Origin of the sequence: Streptomyces sp. NPDC057963 (assembly GCF_042887155.1) — a bacterium.
Classification (GTDB): domain Bacteria; phylum Actinomycetota; class Actinomycetes; order Streptomycetales; family Streptomycetaceae; genus Streptomyces.
Genome location: NZ_JBHVPX010000002.1, coordinates 545,455 through 572,203, shown reverse-complemented (window position 1 = coordinate 572,203; position 26,749 = coordinate 545,455). Strand labels below are relative to the sequence as shown.

The following is a 26,749-nucleotide window of genomic DNA, read 5'->3' as shown; positions in this document are numbered from 1 at the left end:
GGACCGCAGAACCGGAGAACCGGAGAACCGAAGAACCGCAGAACCGGATCGCCGTCGCGCTCTTCCGCCTCGTCGTCGACGACCACGTACCGCTGAAGAACCTGCCCCCGCCGGCATCCTGAAGAAACGCGGAGAGGGCCGGAACACACCGTCCCGGCCCTCCGCGCGTCCGCCGCTCCTGGAGGAACGTCCGCCGCTCCTAGAGGAAGGAGTTGATCTCGATGGTCTCGGTGCGGCCGGGGCCGACACCGATCGCGGAGATCGGGGCGCCGGACATCTCCTCCAGCGCCTTCACGTACGCCTGCGCGTTCTTCGGCAGATCAGCGAAGGTCTTGGCCTTCGTGATGTCCTCGGACCAGCCCGGCAGCATCTCGTAGACCGGCTTCGCGTGGTGGAAGTCGGTCTGGCTGTACGGGAGTTCCTCGACGCGCTTGCCGTCGATCTCGTACGCGACGCACACCGGGATCTGCTCCCAGCCGGTCAGCACGTCCAGCTTGGTGAGGAAGAAGTCGGTGAGGCCGTTGACCCGGGTCGCGTACCGCGCGATGACCGCGTCGAACCAGCCGCAGCGACGGTCACGGCCGGTGGTGACACCGCGCTCGCCACCGATCCGGCGCAGCGCCTCGCCGTCCTCGTCGAGCAGCTCCGTCGGGAACGGGCCCGCGCCGACACGGGTGGTGTAGGCCTTGAGGATGCCGATGACCCGGCTGATCTTCGTCGGGCCCACTCCGGCACCGGTGCAGGCGCCGCCCGCAGTCGGGTTGGAGGAGGTGACGAAGGGGTACGTGCCGTGGTCGACATCGAGCAGCGTGCCCTGACCGCCCTCGAAGAGGACGACCTTGCCCGCGTCGATGGCGTTGTTCAGGACGAGCGTCGTGTCGGAGACGTACGGCTTGATCTGCTCCGCGTACTGGAGCATCTCCTCGACGATCTTGCCGGACTCGATGGCGCGCCGGTTGAAGACCTTGGCGAGGAGCTGGTTCTTCTGCTCCAGGGCCGCCTCGACCTTCTGCTCCAGGATCGACTCGTCGTAGAGGTCCTGGACGCGGATGCCCACACGGTTGATCTTGTCGGCGTACGTCGGGCCGATGCCGCGGCCCGTCGTACCGATCTTGCGCTTCCCGAGGAACCGTTCCGTCACCTTGTCGACGGTCACGTTGTACGGGGTGATCAAATGGGCATTGCCGCTGATCAGCAGCTTGGACGTGTCCACGCCGCGGTCGTTCAGCCCACTCAGCTCGGAGAGCAGGACGGCCGGGTCGACGACGACACCGTTTCCGATGACCGGGGTACACCCCGGCGAAAGGATTCCGGAGGGGAGGAGATGAAGTGCGTACTTCTGGTCACCGACGACCACCGTGTGGCCGGCGTTGTTGCCGCCTTGGTAGCGCACCACATAATCCACGGATCCACCGAGGAGGTCGGTGGCCTTTCCCTTGCCCTCGTCACCCCACTGAGCACCGAGCAGCACAAGTGCGGGCACAGGCGTACACCCCTTCCGGGCGGGGCATGTCCAAGGTCAGGGGGCGTACGTAAACGTCGTACATGCCGTACGACGATGTACGACAAGGCCTTAACCGTCGAACCGGTGCCCCGGAATAGACGAAGCCCCTGGCGCAATAGCGCAAGGGGCTCTTGCACCAAGATGCTACCCGAGGAAGGACCGAGGTGTCGGCTGCCCAGCCCCCCGGCGACGGTGCGCACCAGCTGCTGGTGGTCATCGACCCGGTAGCCCGCCGGACCGACGGCGAATCCGTCCGCATCGCGAAGGACGTGCTCAGTGCCGGTTCGCACGCCAAGATCTGCCTGCCCGACGGCCCCGAGGAATTCGCGCGGGCCTTGTCCCGCCGGGGCAGTCGGCGGCCGGTGGTGGTCGGCGACGACCGGGCGCTGCGGCGGGCGGTGGCCCTGCTGCACCGGGAGCGCGAGCCCGCCGAGAGCGCGCTCGCGCTGATCCCGGTCGGCGCCCCGGCCGCGCTGGAACTCGCCCATGCGCTCGGCGTGCCCCGGGGCGCGGTGGCGGCGGCGCGCACCGCGCTGGACGGGGCCGTACGCATGCTCGACCTGCTGGTCGACGACAGCGACGGCGTCGTCCTGGGGGTGCTGCACATCCCGGCCATGAGCACGCTGCCCGGCGCGGCGGCGGCCCGTACGGGGGGCACGACGGTCTGGGACACCTGCCGCACCCTGGTCCGCACCCTGGTGCACCCCGCCCCGCCACCGTCCTCCGTCCCACCGCGCACCCACCGGCTGCGGGTCGAGGCGGACGGCGCCCTGCTCAACGATCTGGACCGCCCGGTCGAGTCGGTGACGGTGACCTCGCAGGGCGGCGACGGGGGCCTCGCGGAGGTGGTGATCCGCCTTCCGTCCGGCGAACCGGTGACGGCGGAGGCGAAGGCCGTCACGGTCTCGGGCGCGGACTTCCGCTACCGGGCGGACATACACATCGGCGGCCCGGTCCGGACGAGGACCTGGACGGTACGGGCCGGGGCCTGGGGACTGATGCTGCCGGTGGCCGAGGGGTAGCCTCCGGCGCGGGGCCGGGGGCAGACCGGGCGGGGACGGGCAGAAGGGTGGGGCCGGAGATGCCGGACGGTTCAGAGGGCGCGGACAGACCGGGGGCGGAGAGGCTGGGGGCGGAGAGCCTGGAGGCGGAGGGGCTGGAGGCCGTCGTCGTACCCTCTGCCCGACCGGCCGTGGGTGCGTGGGGGACCGGGCGCCGGACCCGACGGCGGAACGGACGCCGAGCTGGACCGCGGACCGGACAGCGGGCCGGACGGTGGACCTGGCAGCGGACCGGACGGCCGGGCCGTCGCGGAGTCCGCGCTGCCCCGCGCGGAGTCCGGGCCGCCCCGCGCGGAGTCCGCGCCGCCCCGCGCGGACTCCGCGCACATCACCTACGCCGCGTTCGCCGCCGTGGCGGAACACCAGGCCTGGCTGCGCGGCCCGGACCCGGTCGGGCCACGGGCGGCGGACCCTGTGCGGGTGGGGCAGGAGGTCACGTGGTGGCGGGTGCCCACGCTGCGGTACGTCGCCGGAACCGCGGGGACCTCGTGGTCACTGGGATACGCAGGCGTCATCGCCGGGCTGTGCTGGGTCCTGGACGCCGGTGCAGTCCCGGACTTCTTCCGGGGGCTCGCCGTGCTGAGTGGGGTCCTGGGGCTCTACGGCGCCTGGCGGATGTTCGGTTCGGGCATCCCGCTCGCACGCCGGCTGGCCCGTGCCGCTGTCGCTCCGGAACCACGGACCCGGCCGTACGCCCTGCTGTGCGATGCGGACAACGCAAGTGCCGCCCCCCTGCTCGTGCTCTTCCCGGAGAAGAGGGCCGGCAGGAGGCCGGACGGAGGGACGGACGGGGGTGCCGACGGCGACGCCGCTCCGGAGGGGCTGCTGCGGCTTCTGCCGCCGGGGCCGGACAAGTGCCCCTGGGCGGGACTGCCCGCGCCGACCGGCACGGCGGAACTGCGCGGCCTGCCGGGCCGCCCCTGGTCGTCGCCTGGATCGAGGGACGCCCGTACTGGCCGCAGGACGTGTACACGGACATCGACCCGTCCGACCCCCGCGCCCTCGACGCGCTTTCGAACCTGGTCCCCGGCCCGGTGTGACGGGCATCGGACCGGTGTGACAGGCATCGGACCGCACTTCTTCAGGCGCTCGTGGCCCGGCGCCCGTCGGCCGTCGGGAGGTCGAGCGTCTTTCGGTGCTCGCGCCAGCGGTCCATCAATCTGCCCAGCTCCTCCTGCGCGAACTCGAAGAAAGCCGCCGTCTCGGCGAGCCGGGCGCCGGCCGGGGTGTGCTCGCCCAGGGTGCGGGCGCCTTCCTTGAGGGTGCTCTCCCAGCGGGTGAACGCCCGGTCGCGGCCGGCGAAGGTGGTGTACCAGACCTCGTCGTGCAGGCGGTAACGGTCCCGGCGTGATCCCGGGTCGCGTTCGCGGCCAACCATGCTGACCTGGGTGAGGTAGTTGACCGCGCCGGACACGGCCGCCGGGCTGATCTGCAGCGCCATGGCGAGCTCCGCGGAGGTCATGGACCCGTCGTCGTCCGCGAGGAGCGCGGCGAAGACGCGGGACGCCATCCGCTGCATCCCCGCCTCGGTCATCTCGGACGCGAACCGCTCCACGAACCGCGACACGGCCTCCGCGTCACGCCCGTCACGCGTGTTCTGTTCGGTTCCGCTGGTCATCGCCCGATCGTCTCCCCTGATTCCGCAGCCTCTGCCGCGCCCCAACTTTATACGCTTCCTTAACTTCACAAATTTGTGAACGTAGCGTACCTTCAGAAACATGACGAAGGCAATCACGGTGGCCGGGCTGCACAAGTCGTTCGGTCGGACGCACGCGCTGGACGGCCTCGACCTCATGGTCGAGACCGGTGAAGTCCACGGCTTCCTCGGACCCAACGGCTCCGGGAAGTCCACCACCATCCGGGTGCTGCTGGGTCTGCTGCGGGCCGACTCCGGCGCGGCCCGGATGCTCGGCCGCGATCCGTGGAACGACGCGGTGGAGCTCCACAGACGCGTCGCGTACGTCCCGGGTGACGTCACCCTGTGGCGCAACCTCTCCGGCGGCGAGGTGATCGACCTGTACGGGCGGCTGCGCGGCGGCCTGGACCCGGCCCGGCGCGCCGACCTCGTCGAGCGGTTCGAGCTCGACCCGACGAAGAAGGGGCGTACGTACTCCAAGGGCAACCGGCAGAAGGTCGCCCTCGTCGCCGCGTTCGCCTCCGATGTCGATCTGCTGATCCTCGACGAGCCGACGAGCGGGCTCGATCCGCTGATGGAGGAGGTCTTCCAGGCCTGCGTCGCCGAGGAGCGTGCGCGCGGGCGGACGATCCTGCTGTCCAGCCACATCCTCAGTGAGGTCGAGTCACTCTGCGACCGGGTCAGCATCATCCGCCAGGGGCGGACGGTGGAGACCGGTTCGCTGGCGGACATGCGTCATCTGACGCGTACGAACATCAGCGCCGAGCTGGCCGGTGCACCCAACGGACTCACGCGGCTCCCCGGCGTCCACGACCTCGACGTCCAGGGCCTGCGGGTCACGCTCCAGGTCGACACGGACAAGCTGGACGCCGTCCTCAAGTCGCTCTCCGCATCGGGGGTACGGACCCTGACCAGCACCCCGCCCACCCTGGAGGAGCTCTTCCTGCGTCACTACGCGACCGACACGACCGACGCGACGGACAGCGGCGAGGGCGCGGGGGTGGTGGCGCGATGACTGCCGTGACCACGCCCGCACCGGCCGGTGCGGGACATCGGACCGGGACCGGGACCGGCACCGGGGCGGGACAGCTCGCCGGTACCTGGACCCTGCTGAGGCTCGCCCTGCGGCGCGACCGGATCATGATGCCGGTCTGGGTGATCGTGCTCGGGGGCTCCTTCTCCTCCGTCGGCAGGTCCTTCGCCTCGCTGTACGACACCGCCGCCCAGCGCGCCGGGCTCGCCGCGTCGATGAACGGCAACAGCTCGCTCCGCGCGATGTACGGCCCGGTCTTCAGCGACTCTGTCGGCGGGCTCGTCAGCTGGCGGATGGTCGGCTTCGGCGGAGCGCTGGCGGCCGTGATGAGCCTGATCGTCGTCATCCGGCACACCAGGGAGGAAGAGGAGACCGGCCGCCAGGAGATGCTCTCCTCCGCCATGGTGGGGCGCCGCGCCCCGCTGACCGCCGCACTCCTCGCCGCGCTGATCGCCGACGGCGCGCTGGCACTGGTGATCGCGGCCGGCATGGCCGGCTCCGGCGCGGGTGGTGCCGGAGCGGTGGCGCTCGCCCTGACCGTGGCCGGGATCGGTGTGCTGTTCGCCTGCACCGCCGCGATCACCGCGCAGTTCACCGAGAGCGCACGGCTCGCGAAGGGGTTCACGGCGGCGGTGATCGGTGCCGCGTTCGTGCTGAAGGCGGCGGGCGACTCAACGACGGACGACGGATCGTCGCTACTGACCTGGCTCTCCCCCCTCGGCTGGGCGGAGAACGTGCGCGCGTACGCGGACGAACGCTGGTGGGTGCTGCTCGTCATCGCGGCCGCCGTCGCCGTCCAGGCGGCCCTCGCGTACACGCTGACCGGGCGGCGCGATGTCGGCATGAGCTTTCTGGCGACCCGCCCGGGGCCCGCACGGGGGCGGATCTCCACGGCGTTCGGTCTGGCACTGCGGCTCCAGCGCGGTGCGCTGATCGGCTGGACGCTCTCCTTCGCCACGGCCGGTGTCGTCTTCGGCGGGCTGACCGGCGGCGCGGCGGACCTCGTCGGCGACAACGCGAAGACCCGGGAGATCTTCGAGCGGATGGGCGGACAGGCCGGTCTGACCGACGCGTTCCTCGCGGCGATGGTCTCCGTGCTCGGGACGGTCGCGGCGCTGTACATCGTCGCCTCGGTGCTGCGGCTGCACGGCGAGGAGATCGCCGGGCGCGCCGAACCGGTGCTGGCGGGCGGGGTGAGCCGGATCGGGTGGGCAGCCGGCCATCTGGTCATCGCGTTCGGCGGCGCGGCCCTGATCATGGCGGTGGGCGGCCTCGGCCTGGCCGCCGGCTACGGACATGAACTCCCCGCCGTGCTGGGCGCGTCGCTGGTGCAGCTGCCGGCGATCTGGCTGCTGGGCGGTATGACGGTCCTGCTGTACGGGGCGCTCCCGAAAGCCGCGGTGGCGTCCTGGGGCGTGGCCGGAATATGCCTGGCGCTGGGGTGGATCGGGCCCGCCATCCATATGCCGCAGCCGGTGATGGACGTATCGCCGTTCACGCATCTGCCGAAGTTGCCGGGGGGCACGGGGATGGAGTGGGGACCGGTGCTGGCGCTCGCCGCGGCAGCTGTGGTGCTGGTGGGCGCCGGGGTGGCGGCGCTGCGGCGACGCGATGTCCTGACGTGACGGGGCGGGGAGGGCGCCCGGTGACGGCGGGCCCCTCCCCGGGATGTGCAACCTTCCCGTGGTGCGTTCGCGTCGACCAGATCGTGGAGAACCGACGTGAAGCCATCCGCGGGGCCGCCGGATGTGCGGTCGCCGCCGCCGGTGGAGCCGCCGGGATGCTCGCCTGGGCCCCCTACGGTCGGCGGGGCCTCTTCGGCGGCTTCGAGGGCGCGATGGAGTGGGACGTGCTCCGGCTCGGGCTGCCGGTCATGACCCTGGGCGGCATCGTTGCCGGAATCACCCTTTTCGCCCTCGTACTGGGAAAGTGGCGGCAGGCGCTCGGGGCGGCGGTGCTCCTCACGGCCCTCGCGGGCTTCGGGGTCGCTTTCGATGTCCTGGAAGGCCCGCCGCCGATGTGCGGGCCGGGCTGCTGAGCCCCTGCTCCCGCCCCGCCCTTCCCCTTCCGCTCCCCCGCTCCCCTTCCCTTTCCCCTTCCGCGTTCCCCTTGCCCTTCCCGCTCACCCCGTCACAGCTCGACGCGCAGTTCCTTCAGGCCCCTGATCACGTAGCCCGGGTTCCACTCCGGCTCGGTCGTCAGCCGCAGGTTCGGGGCGCGACGCAGCAGCTCGCCGAAGGAAGCGGCCAGTTCGACCCGGGCCAGTGGGGCGCCCAGGCAGAAGTGGATGCCCGCGCCGAAGGTGATGTGCGGGTTCTCCTGGCGGGCCAGATCCAGGGTGTCCGGGGCCGGGAAGCGGGACGGGTCGCGGTTGGCGGAACCGAAGAGCAGGGCCACCTCGGAGCCGCGTGGAATGACTGTGCCGTCGATCTCGATGTCGTCGAGGACCCAGCGCTCGAACATCTGCAGCGGAGTGTCGTACCGCATCAGCTCCTCGACCGCTGTCGGCAGCAGCCCGTGGTCGGCGCGCAGGGCGGCCAGCTGCTCGGGATGGCGCAGCAGCGTCCACCAACCGTTCACCGTGGTGTTGACGGTCGCCTCGTGGCCCGCGTTGAGCAGCAGCACACAGGTGGAGATCATCTCCTGTTCGCTCAGCCGCTCCCCCTCGTCGTGGGCGGCGATGAGCGCGGAGATCAGATCCGTTCCGGGGTTCTTGCGCCGCTCCTTGATCAGCTCGCGCAGATACGCGGAGAAGTCGAGCGAGGCACGGACCGCGGCGCGGGCGGTCTCGTCGGAGGGGTTGAGCTCGAACATCCCGCAGATCGCCGCCGACCAGGGCCGCAGCGGGGCGCGGTCGGACTCCGGAATGCCGAGCATCTCGGCGATGACGGCCACCGGCAGCGGCTCGGCAACCGCCGTGAGCAGATCACCGCCGCCTGCCTCGACGAACGAGTCGACCAGCCCGGCGGCCAGCCGTCGCACGGTCGGAACGAGCTGCTCGACGGTACGCGGGGTGAACGCCTTGGACACCAGGCGCCGGATCCGGGTGTGGTCGGGGGCCTCCAGGTCGAGGAGCCCCTGTCCGTTGAGGGTGTGGAAGGGCTCGTGCTCGGCGGGCGGCGGCGTGCGGCCGAACTCCTCGTGGGTGAAGCGGTGCAGATAGGTACGGCCCAGGCGGCGGTCGCGCAGCAGGGCCGACACGTCGGAGTAGTGCGGTACGAGCCACTGGTCGGTGGGCTCGAAGTAATGCACCCGGCCGGCGGCACGCAGCCCGGCGTAGGCGGGGTACGGGTCGGCGACGAACGCCGGGGACCAGGGATCGAAGGGCTCGCAGGAGCCGTCGGCCGCGGAATGTGAGGACGGGTGCATGTACGGACGCTAACCGGACCGGACGGTCACCGGCCACACCCGCCCCGGTACGAGTCGGCCGACGTACACCCGCCCCCCGGTACGAGCCGCCGCCGGCCGCCCACCCCCGTCCCCCGTACCGGCGGCCCCGCCGATCCCGACCCCAGCCCCGTCCCCGACCCCGTGCCCAGCGCCGTGCCCAGCCCCGGCCCCAGCCCCGGCCCCAGCCCCGGCCCCAGCCCCGGCCCCAGCCGCCTCGGCTCAGGAAGGCGTGATCAGGCTCAGGAGGGCGTGACCAGCCGAGCCTCGTAAGCGAAGACGGCCGCCTGGGTGCGGTCGCGCAGCCCCAGTTTCACCAGGATGCGGCTCACATGCGTCTTGATGGTGGACTCGGCGACCACCAGGTACGAGGCGATCTCCGCATTGGACCGGCCCTGCGCGATGAGCACGAGCACCTCCGTCTCCCGCTCCGTGAGGTCGCCGATCCTGGCGAAGGCGGGCGGCCGCGGGCTCTCGGCGATCTTCGAGAACTCGCTGATCAGCCGCTTGGTGACGGTCGGGGCGAGCAGCGCCTCACCGGCGGCCACCACCCGTACACCGTCGGCGAGTTGCCGGGCGGAGGCGTCCTTGAGGAGGAAGCCGGACGCCCCGGCCCGCAGCGCCTGGTACACGTATTCGTCCAGGTCGAAGGTGGTCAGCACCAGCACCTTGGCGTCCGCGTCGGCGGCGACGATCTCGCGCGTGGCGTCGATGCCGTTGAGCTCCGGCATCCGGATGTCCATCAGCACCACGTCGGGACGCAGCGCCGCGACCTGCGCAATGGCCTGCCGGCCGTCGACGGCCTCGCCGACGACCTCGATCCCCGGCATGGCGTTGAGCAGCACCGAGAAGCCCTCGCGGACCATCATCTGGTCGTCGACGATCAGCACCCGGATGGGCTGGGCGGCGGAGGTGGAAGCGGAGGTGAAGGACGACGTGGTCATACCTGCTCCACCTGCGCCTCCTGCTGCTCGTCCGTTCCGTTCGCGGACTGGACGGGGATGAACGCGGTGATCTCGTAACCGCCCTCCTTCGTCGGTTCGGCCGTCATGTCACCGTTCAGCATCGCGACGCGCTCCCGCATCCCCGTGATCCCGTGACCGGCCCCCGGCGAGGCCTTCACCGGACCGGTCGGCGGCCCGTTGACGACCCGCAGCCCGAGTCCGCCCAGCACGTAGCCGATCTCGACCTTGGCAGTGGCGCCCGGTGCGTGCCGCAGCGTGTTGCTGAGGGCTTCCTGAATGATCCGGTAGGCCGACAGCTCGACGCCCTGCGGCAGTTCACGTACCGCGCCGGTGGTCGTCCTCTCCGTCTCCAGGCCCGCCTCGCGCACGTTGGCGAGCAGCCCGTCGAGCTGGGCGAGGGTGGGCTGCGGGGCGTCCGGCGCCTGGTAGTCCTCGGCCCGTACGACGCCGAGGACCCGGCGCAGTTCGGTGAGGGCGGAGACCGCGTTCTCCCGGATCGTGACGAAGGCCTGCTCCAGCTCCGGCGGCGGGTTCTCCACCCGGTACGGGGCGGCCTCGGCCTGGATCGCGACGACCGACATGTGGTGGGCGACCACGTCGTGCAGCTCCCGGGCGATGGTGGTGCGCTCCTCCAGGAGTGTGCGCCGGTCGCGTTCAACGGCGGTCACGGTGCGCTGCACGGTCACCTGGCGCTCGGCGTCGCGACGGATCTGCACCACGGACACCACCAGCAGCGCGAACGCGGAGACGACGGCGAAGGGGGAGGCGGTCGACGTGGGGTGCCCGCCGCCGCCGAAGTTCTCCAGCACGACGCCGAGCAGCAACGTGAAGCCCCACATCCAGGCGGCGGTACGGGGCCGGGTCCGGGCGGCGACCACGATCAGCACCACCAGGTGCGAGAAGAAGGTGCTCGGCGCCCAGGGCCAGTAGCCACCGCCGGCGACCGCCGCGAACGGGATGAGCGCCATCGATATCCAGAACGCGCCGATCGGCCTGACCAGCGTCATCAGTACGGTCGCCGACGGAAGCAGCGCGAGCACGACGGTATCGAACATGAAGCGCAGCACGAAGGAGTCCGACGAGACGAGGCCCAGGAGGGCCGCGAACAGCGCGGCTGCCCCGACCAGGGCGTGGGGTGTCCAGGCGGCACGCTCACGCATCCGCTGCGGCAGCTGCCGGACCAGCGGCCCGTCGGTCCGCATCCGCTCCAGGGGACGGTAGGCGAAGGTGTCACGGAAGAGGTCCTGCCGCAGGCCGCCCAACGCCCCGGCGGCCAATCGGTACTCGGGGCTTCTGCTCTTGGTCTCGGTCACGTTTCCAACGGTAGGGGCCGAACCGGCGCAGGTCGTCAGCAGTGCTGCGGATCCCGCGCCGTCCGTCGCAAGTACTACGGACCCGCACCGCCGTCGGACCGCCGCTCACCAGGCCAGCTGGGCGAGCTCCTCCGCCACCACCGCGCACGCGTCGCTCGCCGGATCGATCAGCGGGTAGTGGCCGACGTCGGGCAGCAGGGTCAGGCCCACCGTCTCCCCCGCCTTCGCCGCCGCGTCGACGAAAGCCTCCGCGACGGCCTGCGGCACATCGAGGTCGGTGGTGCCCTGCACCACGGTCGTCGCGATGCCGGTGGGCAGCAGCGCGGCCGGGTCGGTGTGCGCGGCCCGTTCCCCGAAGTCCTCCTCGCGGCCGAGGAGCTGGCCGACCGCCCCCGAGCACACGTCCAGTTCGACGGCCGCGGCGAAATCGGCGATCGGCGCGAGAGCGACGACGCCCCGCAGCGGCGGCGGTGCGGGCAGCCGCCACGGCGAGCCCTCGGGCAGGACGTGCCGGGCGGCGGCCCACAGGGCGAGCTGCCCGCCGGCGGAGTGCCCGGTCAGGACGATCCGCCGGGTGTCGGCGGCCGGGAGTTCCCGGGCCAGCAGGTCCGGCAGCGCGTCCATCGCCGCGGCGACGTCGTCGAAGGTCTCCGGCCAGCGGCCCGCGACCGGACCGGCACCCCGCTGCTGCGGGATCTCGCCGCCCCGCCGGTACTCGACACTGGCCACGGCGAAACCGCGCCGGGCCAGGAAGTCCGCGAACGGCGACACATGCTGCCGGTCGTACGGCGCCCGCCACGCCCCGCCGTGCAGGACGACCACGACCGGCGCACCGGCCCGGCCGTCACGCGGGGCGTAGAAGTCGATCAGCTGGTCGGGGTGGTTGCCGTAGGCGGCGGACGCATCGGGGGCGACCGGTGGATGCGAGAGGGCCGACTCGGTCTCGGCTGCGTCACGATCACGCGCGGCAGAATCCGACATGCTGCTCCAACCGTCCTGTATCCGAGCTGTATTGATCCGTATCCGAACCCAACTGGGCTGACCTGCGGGGACGGTACCAGTACGGGAGGTTCCCGTACCCGTGGAAGGATCATGACAGGGGCGGACTCCACCAGGAGTCCGCCCCTGCTCCGGACCCCGGGGCCGGTTCCCCGCCCCGGGTCGGCGCACCCGGCTCAGCGCCCCCGGCTCCCCGGCACCTCGCCCGGCGCCTCGCCGAGCGCCTCACCCGGCACTTCGCCCAGTACCTCGCCCAGGACCCGCGCCGCCCGCTCCACGTCCGCGAAGCCCACGTACAGCGGGGTGAACCCGAACCGCAGCACGTCCGGCCGCCGCAGGTCCCCGACGACGCCCCGTGCGACGAGCGCGCTCATCACCGGCTCCGCCTCCTCGCACCGCAGCGCGACCTGGCTGCCGCGTTCCGCGTGCGCGGCGGGGGTGAGGGAGGTGACCCGGCCCTCGGGCGCGTACGCGGCGACGCACTCCAGGAAGAAGTCCGTCAGCGCCAGGGACTTGGCCCGTACCGCCTCGACCGGCACCCCGTTCCACACATCGAGTGACGCTTCGAGCGCCAGCATGGACAGGATGTCGGGGGTGCCGACGCGGCCCCGTACGGCACCGTCCGCCGGGGCATATCCGGGGGTCATGCCGAACGGGTCGGCATGCGACGTCCACCCCGGCAGGGGCGAGTCGAAGGCCGCCTGGTGGCGCTCGGCGACGTACAGGTAGGCGGGCGAACCGGGACCGCCGTTCAGGTACTTGTACGTGCAGCCGACCGCGAGATCCACGCCGTGCGCGTCGAGTCCGACGGGCAGGGCGCCCGCGCTGTGGCACAGGTCCCACACGGCGAGACCCCCCGCCGCGTGCACGGCGGCGGTGAGTCCGGGCAGGTCGTGGAGCCTGCCGGTGCGGTAGTCGACATGGTTGAGCAGGACGGCGGCGGTACGCGGACCGAGGGCGTCCGGTACCTCGGCGGGGGTGACCGGCACGAGTCGGTGGCCGGTCATCCGGGCCGCGGACGCGGCGATGTACCCGTCGGTGGGGAACGTCGTCGCGTCGACGAGGATCTCGTCGCGCTCCCCGGGCGCCAGCCGGCTCGCGGCGACGACGGCCTTGAAGACGTTCACGCTGGTGGAGTCGCCGACGACGATCTGCCCGGCCGCGGCCCCGACGAGCGGCGCTATCCGGTCGCCGATCCGCTCCGGCGCGGTCCACCAGCCGCTCTCGTCCCAGGACCGGATGCGCAGCTCGCCCCACTCGCGGGTGAGGACCTCCTGCACCCGCGCGGGTACGTGCGCGGGCAGTGCGCCGAGCGAGTTGCCGTCGAGGTAGACGGTGTCGTCGAGGGCGAACAGCTTGCGCAGATCGGCGAGCCGGTCGGCGGCGTCGAGCGCCGCGGCCCGCGCGGCGAAGGCCCCGGACGCGGCGGCGAAGGTCTCAGACATGGCTGCGCGCCGACCACAGCTCGGGGAAGACGTTCTTCGTGGCCCGCTTCTCCAGCCACGCGACCCCGGCGGAACCGCCGGTCCCGGTCTTCGAGCCCATCGCACGCCGGGTGGCGACGAGATGGTCGTTGCGCCAGCGCCACACCAGTTCGCCGACATCGGTCAGCGCCTCGCCGAGCCGGACCAGGTCGTCGTGCTGGTCGGGGTTGGCATAGATCTCCGCCCAGACGGCCTCGACCTCGGGGGACGGTTCGTACTTCTGCGTGAGATCGCGGCCGAGGACGGCTTGCGGTACGGCGTGGCCGCGCCGGGCGAGCAGCGCGAGCGTCTCGTCGTACAGGCTCGGTTCGGCGAGCGCCTTCTCCAGCTCGGCGTGGACGCGGGGCGCGCCACGGTGCGGCACGAGCATGGACGCGGACTTGTCGCCGAGCAGGAACTCCATCCGCCGGTACATCGCGGACTGGAAGCCGGAGCCCTCACCGAGGGCGCCGCGGTAGGAGTTGAACTGGGCGGGGGTGAGCTGGGCGAGCGGCGTCCAGGAGGCGTTGAGCGCCTCCAGTTCCCGCACCGACCGCTTGAGCGCATCGCGGGCCACGGGCAGCCGGTCCTCGCGCAGGGCGTGCGCGGCAGTCTCCCACTCGTGGACGATGACGGTGAACCACAGCTCCATGACCTGGGTGGTGACCAGGAAGACCATTTCGCCCGGGTCGTCGGAGCGAAGCTGCTGGAGATGGGTCAGGACGTCCGCCTGGACATAGTCCTCGTACGGAGTCGTTCCCGCGAAGTCGAGGTGCGGGGTCTGCGCACCGGTGGCTTCGGGGTCGGGGTGGATCGTCGACATTGCTGTCTCCTCGACACAAGCTTCCGGGTAGCGGTCCGCCCCTTCCGTGAGGTGGTGGAGCTCCGGTCCCCTGTCGGCATCCTAGACGGGGCTCGCGGGGCAACGCAGGCCCCGCGGACGTACGGCTGTCCGCGGGGTCCGGAATGCATGCGCCGGGCCGGGTACGTCCAGGGTCTTCCGTTGGGATCAGGCCGGATCGGCGAGCCCGGCTGGACAGGCCGGATCGGCGAGCCCGGCGTGATCCGAACGAGAGGCCCTAGCCGAGGGTCTCCGCGGCGGTCGGCGAGGAGTCGCGGAGGAACGTCGAGCAGCGCTCGTACTCCTCCTGCTCGCCGATCGCCTGGGCGGCCCGCGCCAGGGCGTGCAGGGCGCGCAGGAAGCCGCGGTTCGGCTCGTGCTCGAACGGTACGGGGCCGTGGCCCTTCCAACCGGCCCTGCGCAGCGCGTCGAGGCCGCGGTGGTAGCCCGTGCGGGCATAGGCGTACGACTCGACGACGCGGCCGCCCTCGAACGCCTCGTCGGCGAGCTGTGCCCAGGCCAGGGAGGAGGTCGGGTACTTCGCGGCGACGTCGGCGGGGGCCGTGCCGTTCGCGAGCAGCTCGCGCGGCTCCGGGTCGTCGGGCAGGTGGGTCGGGGGAGGTCCCCCGAGCAGGTTCTCGTGGATCGACATGGGTTCAAGTGTGCCTGGCACATGCGCGCCGGGGTACCCGAGCGCTGCACGGAGGGCTGGTTCACGCCGGGTGGTGCGGGGGCGCGCTGCGAGGAGCCCGTGCGCGCCTCACGTGCCCGCGCGCCCAACATGCCCGTGCATCTCGGCACCGCGGCACCCCGGCACCCCGGCACCGCGGCACCTCGGCACCCCGGGCGCACGGCGCCGGCGGTCAGTCCGCGTCCTGGTCCCGTGTCTCCTCCTGCGCGGGTTCCAGCGGCGGGGCGACCACGCCGCAGTGCACCGTGCACTCGGGGCGCGGCTTCTCCTCGTCCGCCGTGACGGGAGGCTTCCGTACGGTCGCCCAGGCGATCAGCGAACCCAGCACGAGGAGCCCGGCGCACATCGGCATGGCCCGCCGGAACGTCGAGGCGAACTCGTCGGCGTTCCGGTAGGCCTCCGGGCCCATCCCGGCGAGCAGCGGCAGCGCCGCCACCGCGATCAGCCCGGCGGCGCGGGCGGCCGCGTTGTTGATGCCGCTGGCGAGACCGGCCCGTGCGGTGTCGACGGAGGCCAGGACGGTCGCGGTGAGCGGGGCGACCACGGTGACGAGTCCGGCGCCGAGCAGCCCGACGGCGGGGAGCACATCGGTGAGGTAGCCGGAGACGGAGCTCGATCCCGGTCCCACCCGCAGCATCAGCAGCATTCCGGCCGCGGCGACCAGGGGGCCCGCGGTGAGCGGGATGCGGGGCCCGATGCGCTGCCCCAGCTCGCCCGAGGAGGCCGAGAACAGCAGCATCAGCACGGTCGTGGGCAGCAGGGCCGTGCCCGCGCCGAGGGCCGAGTACCCGGCCACGACCTGGAGCTGGATCGCGGACAGGAAGAAGTAGCCGCCGAGTGCCGCGTACACGCAGACGGTGATGATGTTGACGACGGTGAACTGCCGGGACGCGAACACCGACGGCGGCAGCATCGGGTCCGGCCGCCGCCGCTCCAACCGCACGAACGCCACCGCGAGCGCGACCCCGCCGACGGCCGCCCCGATCACCGCGCCGGACGCCCCCTGTCCCGGCGCCTCGATCAGCGCGTAGGTCACCAGGGCGAGGGCGAGCGCGCCGAACACGGCGCCCAGCACGTCGAAGCGCCCGTGCGCGTGCGGGTCACGCGATTCCGGTACGTGGCGCAGCGCGACCGGCAGACAGACCGCGGCGAGCGGCACATTGAGCAGGAACACCCACCGCCAGCCGGGCCCGTCGACGAGCCACCCGCCGACGAACGGACCGACGGCGGCGCCGATCCCGCCGAACCCCGACCACAGCCCGACGGCGCGGGCCCGGTCGTCCGGATGGAAACTGGCCTGGATCAGCGCCAGCGAGCCGGGGGTGAGGAGCGCCCCGCCGATGCCCTGGAGAGCACGGGCGGAGATCAGGACGGCCGCGTTCGGCGCGATGCCGCACAGCACGGACGCGGTGGCGAACCAGACGACTCCGACGACGAAGACCCGCCGCCGCCCGTACCGGTCGCCGAGGGCGCCCCCGAGCAGGATCAGCCCGGCGAGGGTCAGCATGTAGGCGTTGACGGTCCACTGGAGGGCGGCCAGGTCGGTGCCCAGGTCCTTCCCGATGCGGGGCAGGGCGACGTTGATGACGGTGGAGTCCAGCATGGCCATGCTGGAGCCGAGGACGGTGGTGAGGACGACCCAGCGTCCGGCCGGGGAGGCGACCCGGATGGCTCCCGTCTCTGCGTCAGGCATACCAGCAGCATCCCCGCTCCCCGCCGCCCGGGCCATCGGGACGGCGGGTGCTTTTCGAGAAGGTGCTTTCGAGAAGGTGCTTTCGAGGAGATGCCCCCGAGGGGGCACTTTCGAAGGGGTGCATTCCGAAGGGGTGCGGTCAGTCGGTCAGCGCGAGGGACGGGCGGCTGTCCCCCGCGCCGTCCCGTTCCACGGGGAACCCGGCCTCGCGGAACGCCCGGACGACCCGCCGGGACGGCCCGAGTCGGAGCCGGCCGGCACCACGCACCCCCTGTGCGCAGAGCCCGGGAGACCTCGGCCCAAAGGCGGAGTCCGACCCTATGGCACGGCTTTCCCTACGACACGGCTTCCGCAACGGCCCGGACGCCCCGGATCAGCGCCTCCACGCCCGCCTCCGCCTTGGACCTCGGGCACCCGACGTTCAACCGCACGAAGCCCTCGGCCCCGTACACCGCCCCCGGCATCACCGCGACCTTCTCGCGCTCGATCAGCACCCGCTGCAACGCCTCGTCGTCGGCCACACCCGCCGGGCGCAGATCGATCCATGCCAGGTAACCCGCCTGCGGCGGCTCCCAGCCCAGTTCCGGGAACGCCCCGTTCAGCCGTTCCGCGACCAGCGCCAGATTCCCGGCGACATACGCGCGGACCTCGTCCAGCCACGCCCCGGCCCCCCGGTACGCGGCGATGTGCGCGGTGAGCGACAGCACGGCCGGGGAGGCGAGCCCCTCCGCCGTCTCCATCCGGCGCAGGAACTCCGTCCGGTCGGCCGGGTCGGCGATCAGCCCGTACGAGCCGGTCAGCGCCGGGAAGTTGAACGCCTTCGACGCGGAGGAGATCACCGCCCAGCGCCCCTCACCGCCGACCCGCGTCCACGGCACGTGCGCGCGCCCCTCGTGCACGAAGTCCGCGTGGATCTCGTCGCTGATCACCGCGACCCCGTACCGCGCCGCGAGCGCGGCCATCCCGCTCAGTTCGGCCTCCGTCCACACCCGGCCCGTCGGGTTGTGCGGCGAGCACACGAGAAGGACCTTGCTGTCGGGGCGGGCGAGCTCGCGTTCCAGCGCGGCCGTGTCTCCCACCGGCACACCCCTCAGCTCGCGCCCGAGCCCGGTGATCGCCTTGCGGAAACCGTCGTACGTCGGGGCGTGGACGACGACGCCCTCGCCCTCGGCCGTCCACATCTGGAGCAGCTGGGAGAGCTGGCTGAGCACGGACGGCCCGTACACCAGCTGCCCGGTGTCTATGCGGGTTCCGTACCGGGTCGCGTACCAGTGGGCTATCGCCGAACGGAAGTCGTCCTGCTGCCAGGTCGTGTAGCCGAACACCCCGTGGTCGAGCCGGTCCCGCAGCGCGCTCAGCACCTCCGGTGCGGTCTCGAAGTCCATGTCGGAGATGGTGAACGGCAGCAGCCCGTCCACCCCGAACCGGTCCGCGACCCCGTCCCACTGGATGCACCAGGTGCCCCGGCGGTCGACGACGGTGTCGAAGTCATAGTGCGCACTGGAACTCACAGCGATCCCTCTTCCGCTCTCTCGGACACGCCGTGGGCCCGGCACCCCCAGGGGTACCGGGCCCACGGCCACACTTCGTACCGGCCGCTACTTCAGCTTGGTGCCGGTGGAACGCAGGTTGGCGCAGGCCTCCGTGACGCGCTTGGCCATGCCCGCCTCGGCGGACTTGCCCCAGCTGCGCGGGTCGTAGACCTTCTTGTTGCCGACCTCGCCGTCGACCTTCAGCACGCCGTCGTAGTTGCGGAACATGTGGTCCACGATCGGGCGGGTGAAGGCGTACTGGGTGTCGGTGTCGAGGTTCATCTTCACGACGCCGTTCTCCAGCGCGGTGGCGATCTCCTGCTCGGTGGAGCCGGATCCGCCGTGGAAGACGAAGTCGAACGGCTGGCTGCCGGCCGCCTTGCCGTACTGGGCGGCGACGCCCTCCTGGAGGTCCTTCAGTAGCTCGGGACGGAGCACGACGTTGCCCGGCTTGTAGACGCCGTGGACGTTGCCGAAGGAGGCGGCCAGCAGGTAGCGGCCCTTCTCGCCCAGGCCGAGCGCCTCGGCGGTACGCAGCGCGTCGTCGACGGTCGTGTACAGCTCGTCGTTGATCTCGTGCGTGACGCCGTCCTCCTCGCCGCCGGTCGGGGTGATCTCGACCTCAAGGATGATCTTGGCAGCGGCGGCCTTGGCGAGCAGCTCCTGGCCGATGGCCAGGTTCTCGGCGAGGGTCTCGGCCGAACCGTCCCACATGTGCGACTGGAACAGCGGGTTCTGCCCCTGGGCGACGCGCTCGGCGGAGATGTCGAGGAGCGGACGTACGTAACCGTCCAGCTTGTCCTTGGGGCAGTGGTCAGTGTGCAGCGCGACCGAGATGTCGTACTTGGCGGCGACGATGTGCGCGAACTCGGCGAGGGCGACGGCGCCCGTGACCATGTCCTTGTTGTACTGGCCGCCCAGGAACTCCGCCCCACCGGTGGAGATCTGGACGATGCCGTCGCTCTCCGCCTCCGCGAAGCCGCGCAGTGCAGCGTGCAGGGTCTGGGTCGACGTCACATTGATGGCCGGGTAGGCGAACTTGCCTGCCTTCGCCCGGTCGAGCATCTCGGCGTAGACCTCGGGGGTTGCGATGGGCATCTGACCGCTCCTTGGGATGTGCGGGTGTGCGTTGCTGGTTCCCTGACCTGGGGGCGACGTCATCGTCGCCCCCATCTTCCCAGACTCTCGCTCCGGCTCCACCCGGCCTGCCGCCCCACCAGTCCTACGAGTGGTTCGCGGGCATACGCCAAGGGCCGGCCGTTTCACGTGAAACAGTCGGCCCTTGGCGAAAAGAGCAGGTCAGCCCCTACGTCACTCCAGCTGTCAGGCCAGCCCGAGGTCGGCCACCGAGTAGACGTGGACATACGGGAGACCGGCCTCCGCGATGGCCGGAGCCGCACCCCGCTCCACGATCACGGCAACGGCGACGACCTCGCCGCCGGCCTCGCGCACCGCCTCGACGGCCGTCAGCGGCGAACCGCCGGTCGTCGAGGTGTCCTCCACCACCAGACAGCGGCGGCCCTTCACATCCGTGCCCTCGATGCGGCGCTGCATCCCGTGCGCCTTCTGCGCCTTGCGGACGACGAACGCGTCCAGCTCCTGCCCCCGCGCGGCGGCGGCGTGCAGCATCGAGGTGGCGACCGGGTCGGCGCCCAGCGTCAGCCCGCCCACGCAGTCGTAGTCCAGCCCGGCGGTGGCGTCGAGCATGACCTGACCGACCATCGGAGCGGCCTTGCCGTCCAGCGTGATGCGGCGCAGGTCGATGTACCAGTCGGCCTCAAGACCCGAGGAGAGGGTCACCTTGCCGTGTACCACGGCCTTGTCCTTGATCTGCTGGAGCAGCTCAGCACGTACGTCAGTCATGGCTACGAGCTTAAGGCGCCCGCCTCACGGCCCGTGCCGACCGGTTGTACGGCCCCCGCCGCAGCACCCGACCGGAGCCCGTGCGGAGAGCTCGCACCCGGAGCCCCCGCCCGGAGCCCGTGCAGAGAGCCCCCACCCGGAGCCCGTACAGAGAGCCCTCGCCCGGAGCCCCCACCCAGAGCCTTCGCCCGGTCGGAGCTCCTGGAGGCGGGGAGACCCGGCCGGATGAAGCGCCCGGAGCCGCCGCCCGGGTCAGAGCCTGCGCCAGCTCCAGGTCGTCGCGATCTCCAGCGGCTCGATCGGAGTGACGTACCTGGGGTCGGTGTTCAGCCCGTTCGGCGGACCGGACTGCGGCTCCACGCAGACCGCCTCGGCCTGCTCGTCGTAGACCACGACCCACTCGGCCCGGCTCTTCACCGTCAGCTCCAGCTGGTCCGGCCAGGTGAGCGTCACATCGACGCCGTCCGGCATCCCGAAACAGTCGTCCCACGGTCCGGGCAGGGGTGGGATGCGGCGGCCGGTCGGCAGATGGTTCTCGCCCCGCTCCTCCTGCCAGGCCGGGTCGAACGCCAGCTGTGCGTCCTTGCCACCGCCGCCGAGGTTGCGCAGGAACCAGGGGTGCCAGCCAGCCTGCGCCGGGAACGAATCCCCGTACGTCTCGATGCCGAAGGCGAGTGTGAGCGAATCCTCGGCCAGCTCGAACGTCTGAGTCACCCGGCCCGGATACGGCCAGGGGTCGGCCAGGTCGTAGTAGAAGGCGGCCTCCCGCTCGCCCGTCCGGGCGGTCTGCCAGGCCGTGTCCCTGCCGGTGCCGTGGATGGCGTGCGGCGGGGAGTTCAGCGGCAACCGGTGCGGGACACCGCCGTTGCGGAAGACGCCGTTCTCGGTGCGCCCGCACCACGGCACCATCGGGAAGCAGCCGTACCGCTCCCCCTGCCGCAGCAACTCGGTACCGCCGATCCGCAGGCTGCCGATGCGGCAGCCGTTGGCGGGGCTCACGGTCAACTCTGCGTCGCCGACGGACAGCCGGACGTCCTTCTCGCTGCTACTCACCGGACCGACATTACTGGCGCGGCTACCTCCGCCGCCTCAGCGCCCGGCTCACCACGACGGCCGAGGCGAGCGCGAGCGCCGCGGCGGGGGCCACCCAGCGGAGTGTGGCGCCCGCGGTGGTCGAATCGGGTGACGGCACGGGCGCGTACCGGCCGCGCGGCGGCGCGTGGTCGACCTCCTCGGCGCTGCGGCCGATCATGGTCCGCCTGGCGTGCGCGGCCTCGGCCGGCGGGCCGTCGGGGACGGTGAACTCCACCTCCGCCGCAGGGTCGAGCGACGGCGGGGGCACGGGGGCGTCGAAGACGGCGCCCGTGCCCGGGGGCTTCCCGGTGGCGGGCGTCCCGTCCGTGGCGGCGTCGTCCGTGGGCGCGCCGTCGCCGTCGCCGTCGCCGTCGTCGGCATCGGCGGCTGCGTCTGCGTCTGCGTCTGCGTCTGCGTGTGCGTCGGCGATGTCCGGTCCGGAGTCACCGGCGGCCTCCGGGGCGGTGCCGCGGGCGGCGGCAGCACCGGTCGTGTCGGCCTCCTCGGCCGCCTCCTCGATGGCCTGCTCCACCGCTTCCCCGACGGACCGCTCGGCCTCGTCGAGGACCTCGCCCACCGCCTCGCCGCCCGCGGGGCCGCCTGTACCGCCGCCCGCACCGCCACCCGCCAGCGTCTCCGTCACCAGCTGCTGCGCGAAGCGGTCCAGCAGGCGGCGGGCCGCCGCGAGCGCCGCCGCCGGGTCCAGGTCCAGGAGGCGGCCGTCGCCGCTCGCCGTGCCGGTGAACCCGATCGTCGTGCCGTCGCCCTCGCGTGTCAGGCCGATCGTCAGGGCCAGCTTCGCCGCGCCGGTCCCCCGGGCCTCGACGCCCTCGCCCGTCACCAGAACCGCACCCTCGTCCGGCCCGTCCGGCGGGGAGGCGGTGAACCGCAGCGCACCGCGGTACGTGATCGTGTGGCCGTCGATCCGGATCTTGAGCCGGCCGGCCAGCGGGCCCGCGGACGCGTCGGCATCCTGCTGGAGGCCCGGTACGCAGCGCGCGACGCGGGCGGGATCGCCCAGCGTCCGCCGAAGGGACGGGACCGGAACCGGAACGAACACCTCATGCTCCATGGAAACCGAGCCTACTCAGCCCCGGCCATCACGTCAGCGATTCCGCGTCGCGAGGCCGCCGGGCGGGCGGCGCCCGGTCACCGGCCCTCCCAGTACCGCGGATGCACCAGCGTCGACGGCGGCAGCCCGCACGGCCGGGCGCTCTCCGCCTCCCGCCCCGCGCGCGCCAGCGAGGGCTGTGTCAGCGACCGCAGCTCCGGCGCTCCCGGGGCGAGGCGGAGCTTTGGCGCCCCGCCCCGGGCGGCCAGGACGAAGCCCCAGCCGTCCTCGGCCTGCGCCCGGTGCGTGGCCCGGTCGGGGCCGGCCGCGAAATCGGAGAGCCGGCCACTGATCCGGTACGGGCGGGTGTGCAGCCCCGCCGCCCTCATCGACGCCTCCACTGTCCAGTACGTACGCGGCCGGGTCACCGGCGGGCCCCCGTGCACCACCAGCCGGCCGCCCGGAGCGAGGGCCTCGGCGATCAGCCCGTAGAACTCCGCCGAGTACAGCTTCGTGCTGGCGGAGATCCCGGGGTCGGGCAGATCGGAGATCACCACGTCGTAGCTGCCGTGCGCCGCCCGCAGCCAGGTGAAGGCGTCCGCGTCGACGGTCGTCAGCCGCGGGTCGCGGAACGCGTGGGCGTTCAGCGCCGAGAGCGCGGAGTCGGTACGGGCCAGCCGGGTGACGCCGGGGTCGAGCTCGACGAGGGTGACAGCGCGCACGTCCGGGTAGCGCAGTACCTCCCGGGCGGCGAGGCCGTCGCCGCCGCCCAGGACCAGGACGCGGGCGCGCGGCCCGTTCATCGCCGGGTGCACCAGCGCTTCGTGGTAGCGGTACTCGTCGCGCGCGCTGACCCGCAGCCGCCCGTCCAGGTAGAGGTCCAGAGAGCTGCGGCCCGTCCCCGTCAGCACGATCTCCTGGACCCCGGTCTGCAGCGCGACCCGCACCCCGTCCCCGTACACGGCGCGCCGTGCCGCCCGCTCGAAGTCGTCGACGAGCGCCGTGGCGGTGGCGAGCACGGCGATCACGGCGGCATTGACGAGGAACAGCAGCCACCGCGAGCGCGGGGTGAGGTCCCGCCGGAACACCCACAGCACCAGCGCCCCGCCCGCCGCCGCGTTGACCGCGCCGGTGAACAGCGCCCCGGTGAGCTGTCCGAGCACCGGCAGCAGCAGAAAGGGGAACGCCAGCCCGCCGACCAACGCGCCCACGTAGTCGGCGGCGAACAGATCCGCGACGGCCCCGCCCGGGTCCTGCCGGTCGACGCGCTGGATCAGCGTCATCAGCAGCGGGATCTCCGCCCCGATCAGGACACCGATCGCGAGCGAGAACCCGACCAGGGCGAACCGCGACTCCCCGATCCAGGCGAACGACGCGTACAGCACGACCGCCGAGGAACCACCGACGAGTGCCAGCGCCGCCTCGATCAGCCCGAAACCCACCGCGGCACGGCTGCGTAAACGTTTCGCGAGGAGCGAGCCGACGCCCATCGCGAACACCATCACGGAGAGCACGACGGACGCCTGGGTGACCGAATCACCGATCAAGTAGGAGGCGAGCGCCACCAGTTCGAGCTCGTACACCAGACCGCAGGCGGCACAGATGAAGACAGCGGCCAGCACGAGACATCGACCGGTCCTCGGCCGTACGGGAAGAAGCGCCGCGCCCCCTCGCAGCGACACCTGCTGGTCGATCATGAGGCGAACGCTACGTTACGACGAGGTGGCCGCCTGTCACCCACAAGGATGTAAGTGGCGTGCTCACGACGGAGGTTGGCCCGTGTCAGAGCGCTGCCGCCGGCATCCGTACGCCGACCCGGGTGCGCGTCACGACCAGTTGGCCCTCCTGCGGGTACGCGTGCCAGGTGCGCCACCGCACCTGACCCTCGGTCCGCTGGGCGAGCATGGCGGTGAAGGCGTGCGGGCTGCCGGGGAACGTCCCGGCGAGACCGTGGGGATGGTCGGCCACGAGCGCGAGGAGCTCCTGCGCCCGTCCCGCGAACGAGCCCGCCGAGAGCGTCTCGACGCGCGCCGCGAATTCGTACTCCCACTCGCCGAGCCGCTTGGCGACCCCGAGCGGCAGCGGCGTGCTGCTGCCGGGGATGCACGCGACGGTTTCGGAACAGGTGTCCCGGTCCTCCTCCAGGAGCACCTGGTGGGAGGCGCCGAGCAGGCGCATCTGGAGTCGGGCACCGGCGAGATCGAGGTCGAGCACGGCCAGGGCGGGGAGCGGTTCGCGCCCCAGCGCCCAGGCCAGATCGGCAGCACGGGTGTCGGAATAGGCCGTCTGGAGGGTCGTGAGCATGAGTCGGCTCCGCAAACAAGCGTGGACACATGGACAGGGGACGCCTCCGACGTGATGCACGTGGGAGGTGGGAAGCGCCCGATCAGGTCCAACTCGGGTCCTAGGGCTGAATGTTCTCTCGTCCGAGGGAATCACGAAGCATGCCGCGCCCACAGCTTTTTTGCCCAACTTGAAGTGGTTTCCATCCCCTAGGGGGCCTCCCGGTTCATCTGTTCACCGGAATCGCGCGGAAAGGCCCAACAAAAAGGTGCCCGGCGGGAGTTCACCCGCCGGGCACCTGTCGGACACCGGACCGCACGGGTCCGGCACCGGGCGTGTGGCCCCGCCCGGTCGCGGACCAGCTGCCCCGTGTCAGCTGCCTCCGCCGCATCCGCCCCCGCCGCCGCAGGAGGAACCGCCGCCGCACGAGGAGTGGCCGCCGCCGCACGAATGGCCCCCGGAGTGACCGCCCGAGTGCCCGCCGCCGCCTCCGCAGGAGGTGCCGCCGCCGCTGTCACCCCCCGCCCACCAGCTGCCGCCCGCGGCGCCGCCGGCGCTCGCGCCCCGGCGCGCACTCCGTCCGCGCGCCTTCGCCCTGTTCCCCGACCTCACGAGGACCGCTACGAACAGCACGACCACCGCGACCGCGAACACCGCTCCGAAGATGGCTCCCACCGACCTCACGCCCTTCCGTTCCCCCGAAGCGAGGTCCGCCGCTTCCTTGCGCTTCCTCGCGTTTCCTGCGTGTGTCGGAGATGCCCCCGTCCCCGTACGGCCAAAGCAGACTTGAGCAACTCCAGAGCTTCCGCGCAGGATGGCGGCCATGACACAGGGACGACCGCTGCTCAACCGCCGCCTCGCCGGGTTCGGCACGACGATCTTCGCGGAGATGTCGGCGCTTGCCGTACGGACCGGCTCCATCAACCTCGGCCAGGGCTTCCCCGACACCGACGGCCCCGAGGAAATCCGAGAGGCCGCCGTCCGCGCTCTGCGAGAGGGAAAGGGCAACCAGTACCCGCCCGGCCCAGGCGTCCCGGAGCTGCGCGCGGCGATCTCCGACCACCAGCAGCACTTCTACGAACTCTTCTTCGACCCCGACACCGAGGTCCTGGTCACCGCCGGCGCCACAGAGGCCATCGCCGCCACCATGCTGGCGCTTCTGGAGCCGGACGACGAAGTCATCGCCTTCGAGCCCTTTTACGACTCCTACGCCGCCTGCATCGCGATGGCCGGTGCGAAGCGCGTGCCGCTCACGCTGCGAGCGCCGTCCTTCCGCCCGGACCTGGATGAGCTGCGCGCCAAGATCACCCCGCGGACCCGCCTCCTTCTCCTCAACACTCCGCACAACCCGACCGGGATGGTCCTCACCGCTGAAGAGCAGAGCGCCATCGCCGCACTCGCCATCGAACGCGACCTGCTGGTCGTCACCGACGAGGTCTACGAGCACCTGGTCTACGAGGGCAGGCACCGCCCCATCGCGGCCCTGCCCGGCATGCGTGAGCGCACCGTCTCCATCTCGTCCGCCGGCAAGACCTTCTCCTTCACGGGATGGAAGGTCGGCTGGGTCACGGCACACGGCCCGCTCGTCGCCGCCGTCCGGACAGCCAAGCAGTACCTGACCTACGTCAGCGCAGGCCCATTCCAGTACGCGATCGCCGAGGCCCTCCGGCTGCCGGACTCGTACTTCGATGGCTTCCGCGCCGACCTCCGCCGCAAGCGCGACCTGATCGGCGCCGGCTTGCGGGCGGCCGGCTTCGACATCTACCAGCCTCAGGGCACGTACTTCATCACCACCGACATCACCCCCTTCGGCGAGGAGGACGCCTACGCCTTCTGCCGCGCCCTCCCCGAACGCTGCGGCGTCGTGGCCATTCCCAACTCCGTTTTCTACGACGACCCCGACGTCGGCCGCAGCCAGGTCCGCTTCACCTTCTGCAAGAAGGACGATGTCCTCCAGGAGGCGGCCGGTCGGCTGCGGCGCCTGGCGTCTTGAACCCGCGCCCCCTTCATCCGAAATGAGGTACGGAGACCAACTCGACCAGGGGCTCCACGTGTTGTTTGGCCCGGCGCAGTCCCGAGCCGCCCGCGCCATTCGGCACCGGTCCCCACGAAAGGAGGGACCGGCGGCGAATGGCGCGGCGTCGCTTTCCGGACGCGCCGTGTCGTGCACACTCGGGAACGGTCGGCGGACGAAGTGCCCACGCCGCCGGATCGTCACAACTCCTCATGTTCCACTGGCGCGGACACGGCGCCGCCACGTCTCCCGGCGTACGGGCGCGCATCCAGGGGGACAGGTCCGCCGCCTCACAGACCTGTCACAACTTACGTGCACACCGAACCACTTCCGGATCGGACGCGTA

23 protein-coding genes are annotated in these 26,749 nt (G+C 72.0%); 6 read left to right on the top strand and 17 right to left on the bottom strand.

Translation table 11 applies throughout. From position 1 onward, the window contains the following. Positions 1 to 199: 199 nt before the first annotated feature. Complete coding sequence (locus ACFVT1_RS06350; protein WP_389793051.1) at positions 200 to 1,483, bottom strand: adenylosuccinate synthase; 1,284 nt, start codon at positions 1,481 to 1,483, stop codon at positions 200 to 202. 185 nt (positions 1,484 to 1,668) lie between these two features. Here ACFVT1_RS06350 and ACFVT1_RS06345 point away from each other — a divergent pair, with 185 nt between their 5' ends. Continuing rightward, a complete protein-coding gene (locus ACFVT1_RS06345) occupies positions 1,669 to 2,526 on the top strand; it encodes a diacylglycerol kinase (protein ID WP_389793049.1) in 858 nt (285 codons plus the stop codon). An 893-nt stretch (positions 2,527 to 3,419) separates the two neighbouring features. Then, a complete protein-coding gene (locus tag ACFVT1_RS06340) occupies positions 3,420 to 3,605 on the top strand; it encodes a hypothetical protein (RefSeq protein ID WP_389793047.1) in 186 nt (61 codons plus the stop codon). Positions 3,606 to 3,646: 41 nt separating this feature from the next. Here ACFVT1_RS06340 and ACFVT1_RS06335 read toward each other — a convergent pair whose 3' ends face one another. Then, positions 3,647 to 4,183: a GbsR/MarR family transcriptional regulator gene (locus ACFVT1_RS06335; RefSeq protein WP_389793045.1), complete on the bottom strand. Its 537-nt coding sequence runs from the start codon at positions 4,181 to 4,183 to the stop codon at positions 3,647 to 3,649. A 100-nt stretch (positions 4,184 to 4,283) separates the two neighbouring features. Between ACFVT1_RS06335 and ACFVT1_RS06330 the strand changes: the two genes are divergently transcribed. From ACFVT1_RS06330 to ACFVT1_RS06320, 3 genes are all read left to right on the top strand, one after another. Continuing rightward, a complete protein-coding gene (locus tag ACFVT1_RS06330) occupies positions 4,284 to 5,216 on the top strand; it encodes an ATP-binding cassette domain-containing protein (RefSeq protein ID WP_389793043.1) in 933 nt (310 codons plus the stop codon). After that, a complete protein-coding gene (locus tag ACFVT1_RS06325; protein ID WP_389793041.1) occupies positions 5,213 to 6,859 on the top strand; it encodes an ABC transporter permease in 1,647 nt (548 codons plus the stop codon). The genes ACFVT1_RS06330 and ACFVT1_RS06325 overlap by 4 nt, the downstream gene beginning before the upstream one ends. Before the next feature lie 83 nt (positions 6,860 to 6,942). After that, a complete protein-coding gene (locus ACFVT1_RS06320) occupies positions 6,943 to 7,272 on the top strand; it encodes a hypothetical protein (protein ID WP_389793039.1) in 330 nt (109 codons plus the stop codon). 92 nt (positions 7,273 to 7,364) lie between these two features. Here ACFVT1_RS06320 and ACFVT1_RS06315 read toward each other — a convergent pair whose 3' ends face one another. The 15 genes from ACFVT1_RS06315 to ACFVT1_RS06245 all read right to left on the bottom strand — a co-directional run bounded on the left by ACFVT1_RS06315 (position 7,365) and on the right by ACFVT1_RS06245 (position 24,410). After that, the gene (locus ACFVT1_RS06315) at positions 7,365 to 8,603 is read right to left on the bottom strand and encodes a cytochrome P450 (RefSeq protein WP_389793037.1); all 1,239 of its coding nucleotides are present in this window, start codon (positions 8,601 to 8,603) and stop codon (positions 7,365 to 7,367) included. Positions 8,604 to 8,863: 260 nt separating this feature from the next. Further along, positions 8,864 to 9,565, bottom strand: coding sequence for a response regulator transcription factor (locus ACFVT1_RS06310; RefSeq protein WP_362193193.1), 702 nt, complete (start codon positions 9,563 to 9,565; stop codon positions 8,864 to 8,866). Next, positions 9,562 to 10,899, bottom strand: coding sequence for a sensor histidine kinase (locus ACFVT1_RS06305; protein ID WP_389793034.1), 1,338 nt, complete (start codon positions 10,897 to 10,899; stop codon positions 9,562 to 9,564). The genes ACFVT1_RS06310 and ACFVT1_RS06305 overlap by 4 nt, the downstream gene beginning before the upstream one ends. A 105-nt stretch (positions 10,900 to 11,004) precedes the next feature. After that, a complete protein-coding gene (locus ACFVT1_RS06300; RefSeq protein ID WP_389793032.1) occupies positions 11,005 to 11,880 on the bottom strand; it encodes an alpha/beta hydrolase family protein in 876 nt (291 codons plus the stop codon). Positions 11,881 to 12,074: 194 nt separating this feature from the next. Beyond that, positions 12,075 to 13,343: a kynureninase gene (kynU, locus tag ACFVT1_RS06295; RefSeq protein WP_389793030.1), complete on the bottom strand. Its 1,269-nt coding sequence runs from the start codon at positions 13,341 to 13,343 to the stop codon at positions 12,075 to 12,077. Continuing rightward, entirely contained in the window at positions 13,336 to 14,184 is an 849-nt protein-coding gene (locus ACFVT1_RS06290; RefSeq protein ID WP_389793028.1) for a tryptophan 2,3-dioxygenase family protein, read from the bottom strand. The genes kynU and ACFVT1_RS06290 overlap by 8 nt, the downstream gene beginning before the upstream one ends. A 256-nt stretch (positions 14,185 to 14,440) precedes the next feature. After that, positions 14,441 to 14,854, bottom strand: a complete 414-nt coding sequence (locus tag ACFVT1_RS06285) for a DUF3151 domain-containing protein (protein ID WP_351084151.1) — start codon at positions 14,852 to 14,854, stop codon at positions 14,441 to 14,443. A gap of 211 nt (positions 14,855 to 15,065) precedes the next feature. Beyond that, positions 15,066 to 16,586, bottom strand: coding sequence for an MFS transporter (locus ACFVT1_RS06280; protein ID WP_389793025.1), 1,521 nt, complete (start codon positions 16,584 to 16,586; stop codon positions 15,066 to 15,068). A gap of 335 nt (positions 16,587 to 16,921) precedes the next feature. After that, positions 16,922 to 18,097 (bottom strand): MalY/PatB family protein, encoded by a 1,176-nt coding sequence (locus ACFVT1_RS06275; protein WP_389793023.1) that lies wholly within the window; start codon positions 18,095 to 18,097, stop codon positions 16,922 to 16,924. 87 nt (positions 18,098 to 18,184) lie between these two features. After that, on the bottom strand, positions 18,185 to 19,216 hold the full coding sequence (fbaA, locus tag ACFVT1_RS06270; protein ID WP_389793020.1) for a class II fructose-bisphosphate aldolase: 1,032 nt from the start codon (positions 19,214 to 19,216) through the stop codon (positions 18,185 to 18,187). A 225-nt stretch (positions 19,217 to 19,441) separates the two neighbouring features. Then, entirely contained in the window at positions 19,442 to 19,981 is a 540-nt protein-coding gene (gene pyrE, locus ACFVT1_RS06265; RefSeq protein ID WP_389793018.1) for an orotate phosphoribosyltransferase, read from the bottom strand. Positions 19,982 to 20,233: 252 nt separating this feature from the next. Beyond that, positions 20,234 to 21,034 (bottom strand): aldose 1-epimerase, encoded by an 801-nt coding sequence (locus tag ACFVT1_RS06260; protein ID WP_389793016.1) that lies wholly within the window; start codon positions 21,032 to 21,034, stop codon positions 20,234 to 20,236. 22 nt (positions 21,035 to 21,056) lie between these two features. Beyond that, positions 21,057 to 22,127 (bottom strand): hypothetical protein, encoded by a 1,071-nt coding sequence (locus tag ACFVT1_RS06255; RefSeq protein WP_389793014.1) that lies wholly within the window; start codon positions 22,125 to 22,127, stop codon positions 21,057 to 21,059. A gap of 77 nt (positions 22,128 to 22,204) precedes the next feature. Continuing rightward, positions 22,205 to 23,803, bottom strand: coding sequence for a polyamine aminopropyltransferase (locus tag ACFVT1_RS06250; RefSeq protein ID WP_389793012.1), 1,599 nt, complete (start codon positions 23,801 to 23,803; stop codon positions 22,205 to 22,207). An 85-nt stretch (positions 23,804 to 23,888) separates the two neighbouring features. Beyond that, positions 23,889 to 24,410 carry a DUF2617 family protein gene (locus ACFVT1_RS06245; RefSeq protein ID WP_389793010.1) on the bottom strand — a complete coding sequence of 174 codons (522 nt, stop codon included), beginning with the start codon at positions 24,408 to 24,410 and terminating at the stop codon, positions 23,889 to 23,891. A gap of 802 nt (positions 24,411 to 25,212) precedes the next feature. Here ACFVT1_RS06245 and ACFVT1_RS06240 point away from each other — a divergent pair. Next, positions 25,213 to 26,382, top strand: a complete 1,170-nt coding sequence (locus ACFVT1_RS06240) for a pyridoxal phosphate-dependent aminotransferase (RefSeq protein ID WP_389793009.1) — start codon at positions 25,213 to 25,215, stop codon at positions 26,380 to 26,382. Positions 26,383 to 26,749: the final 367 nt, after the last annotated feature.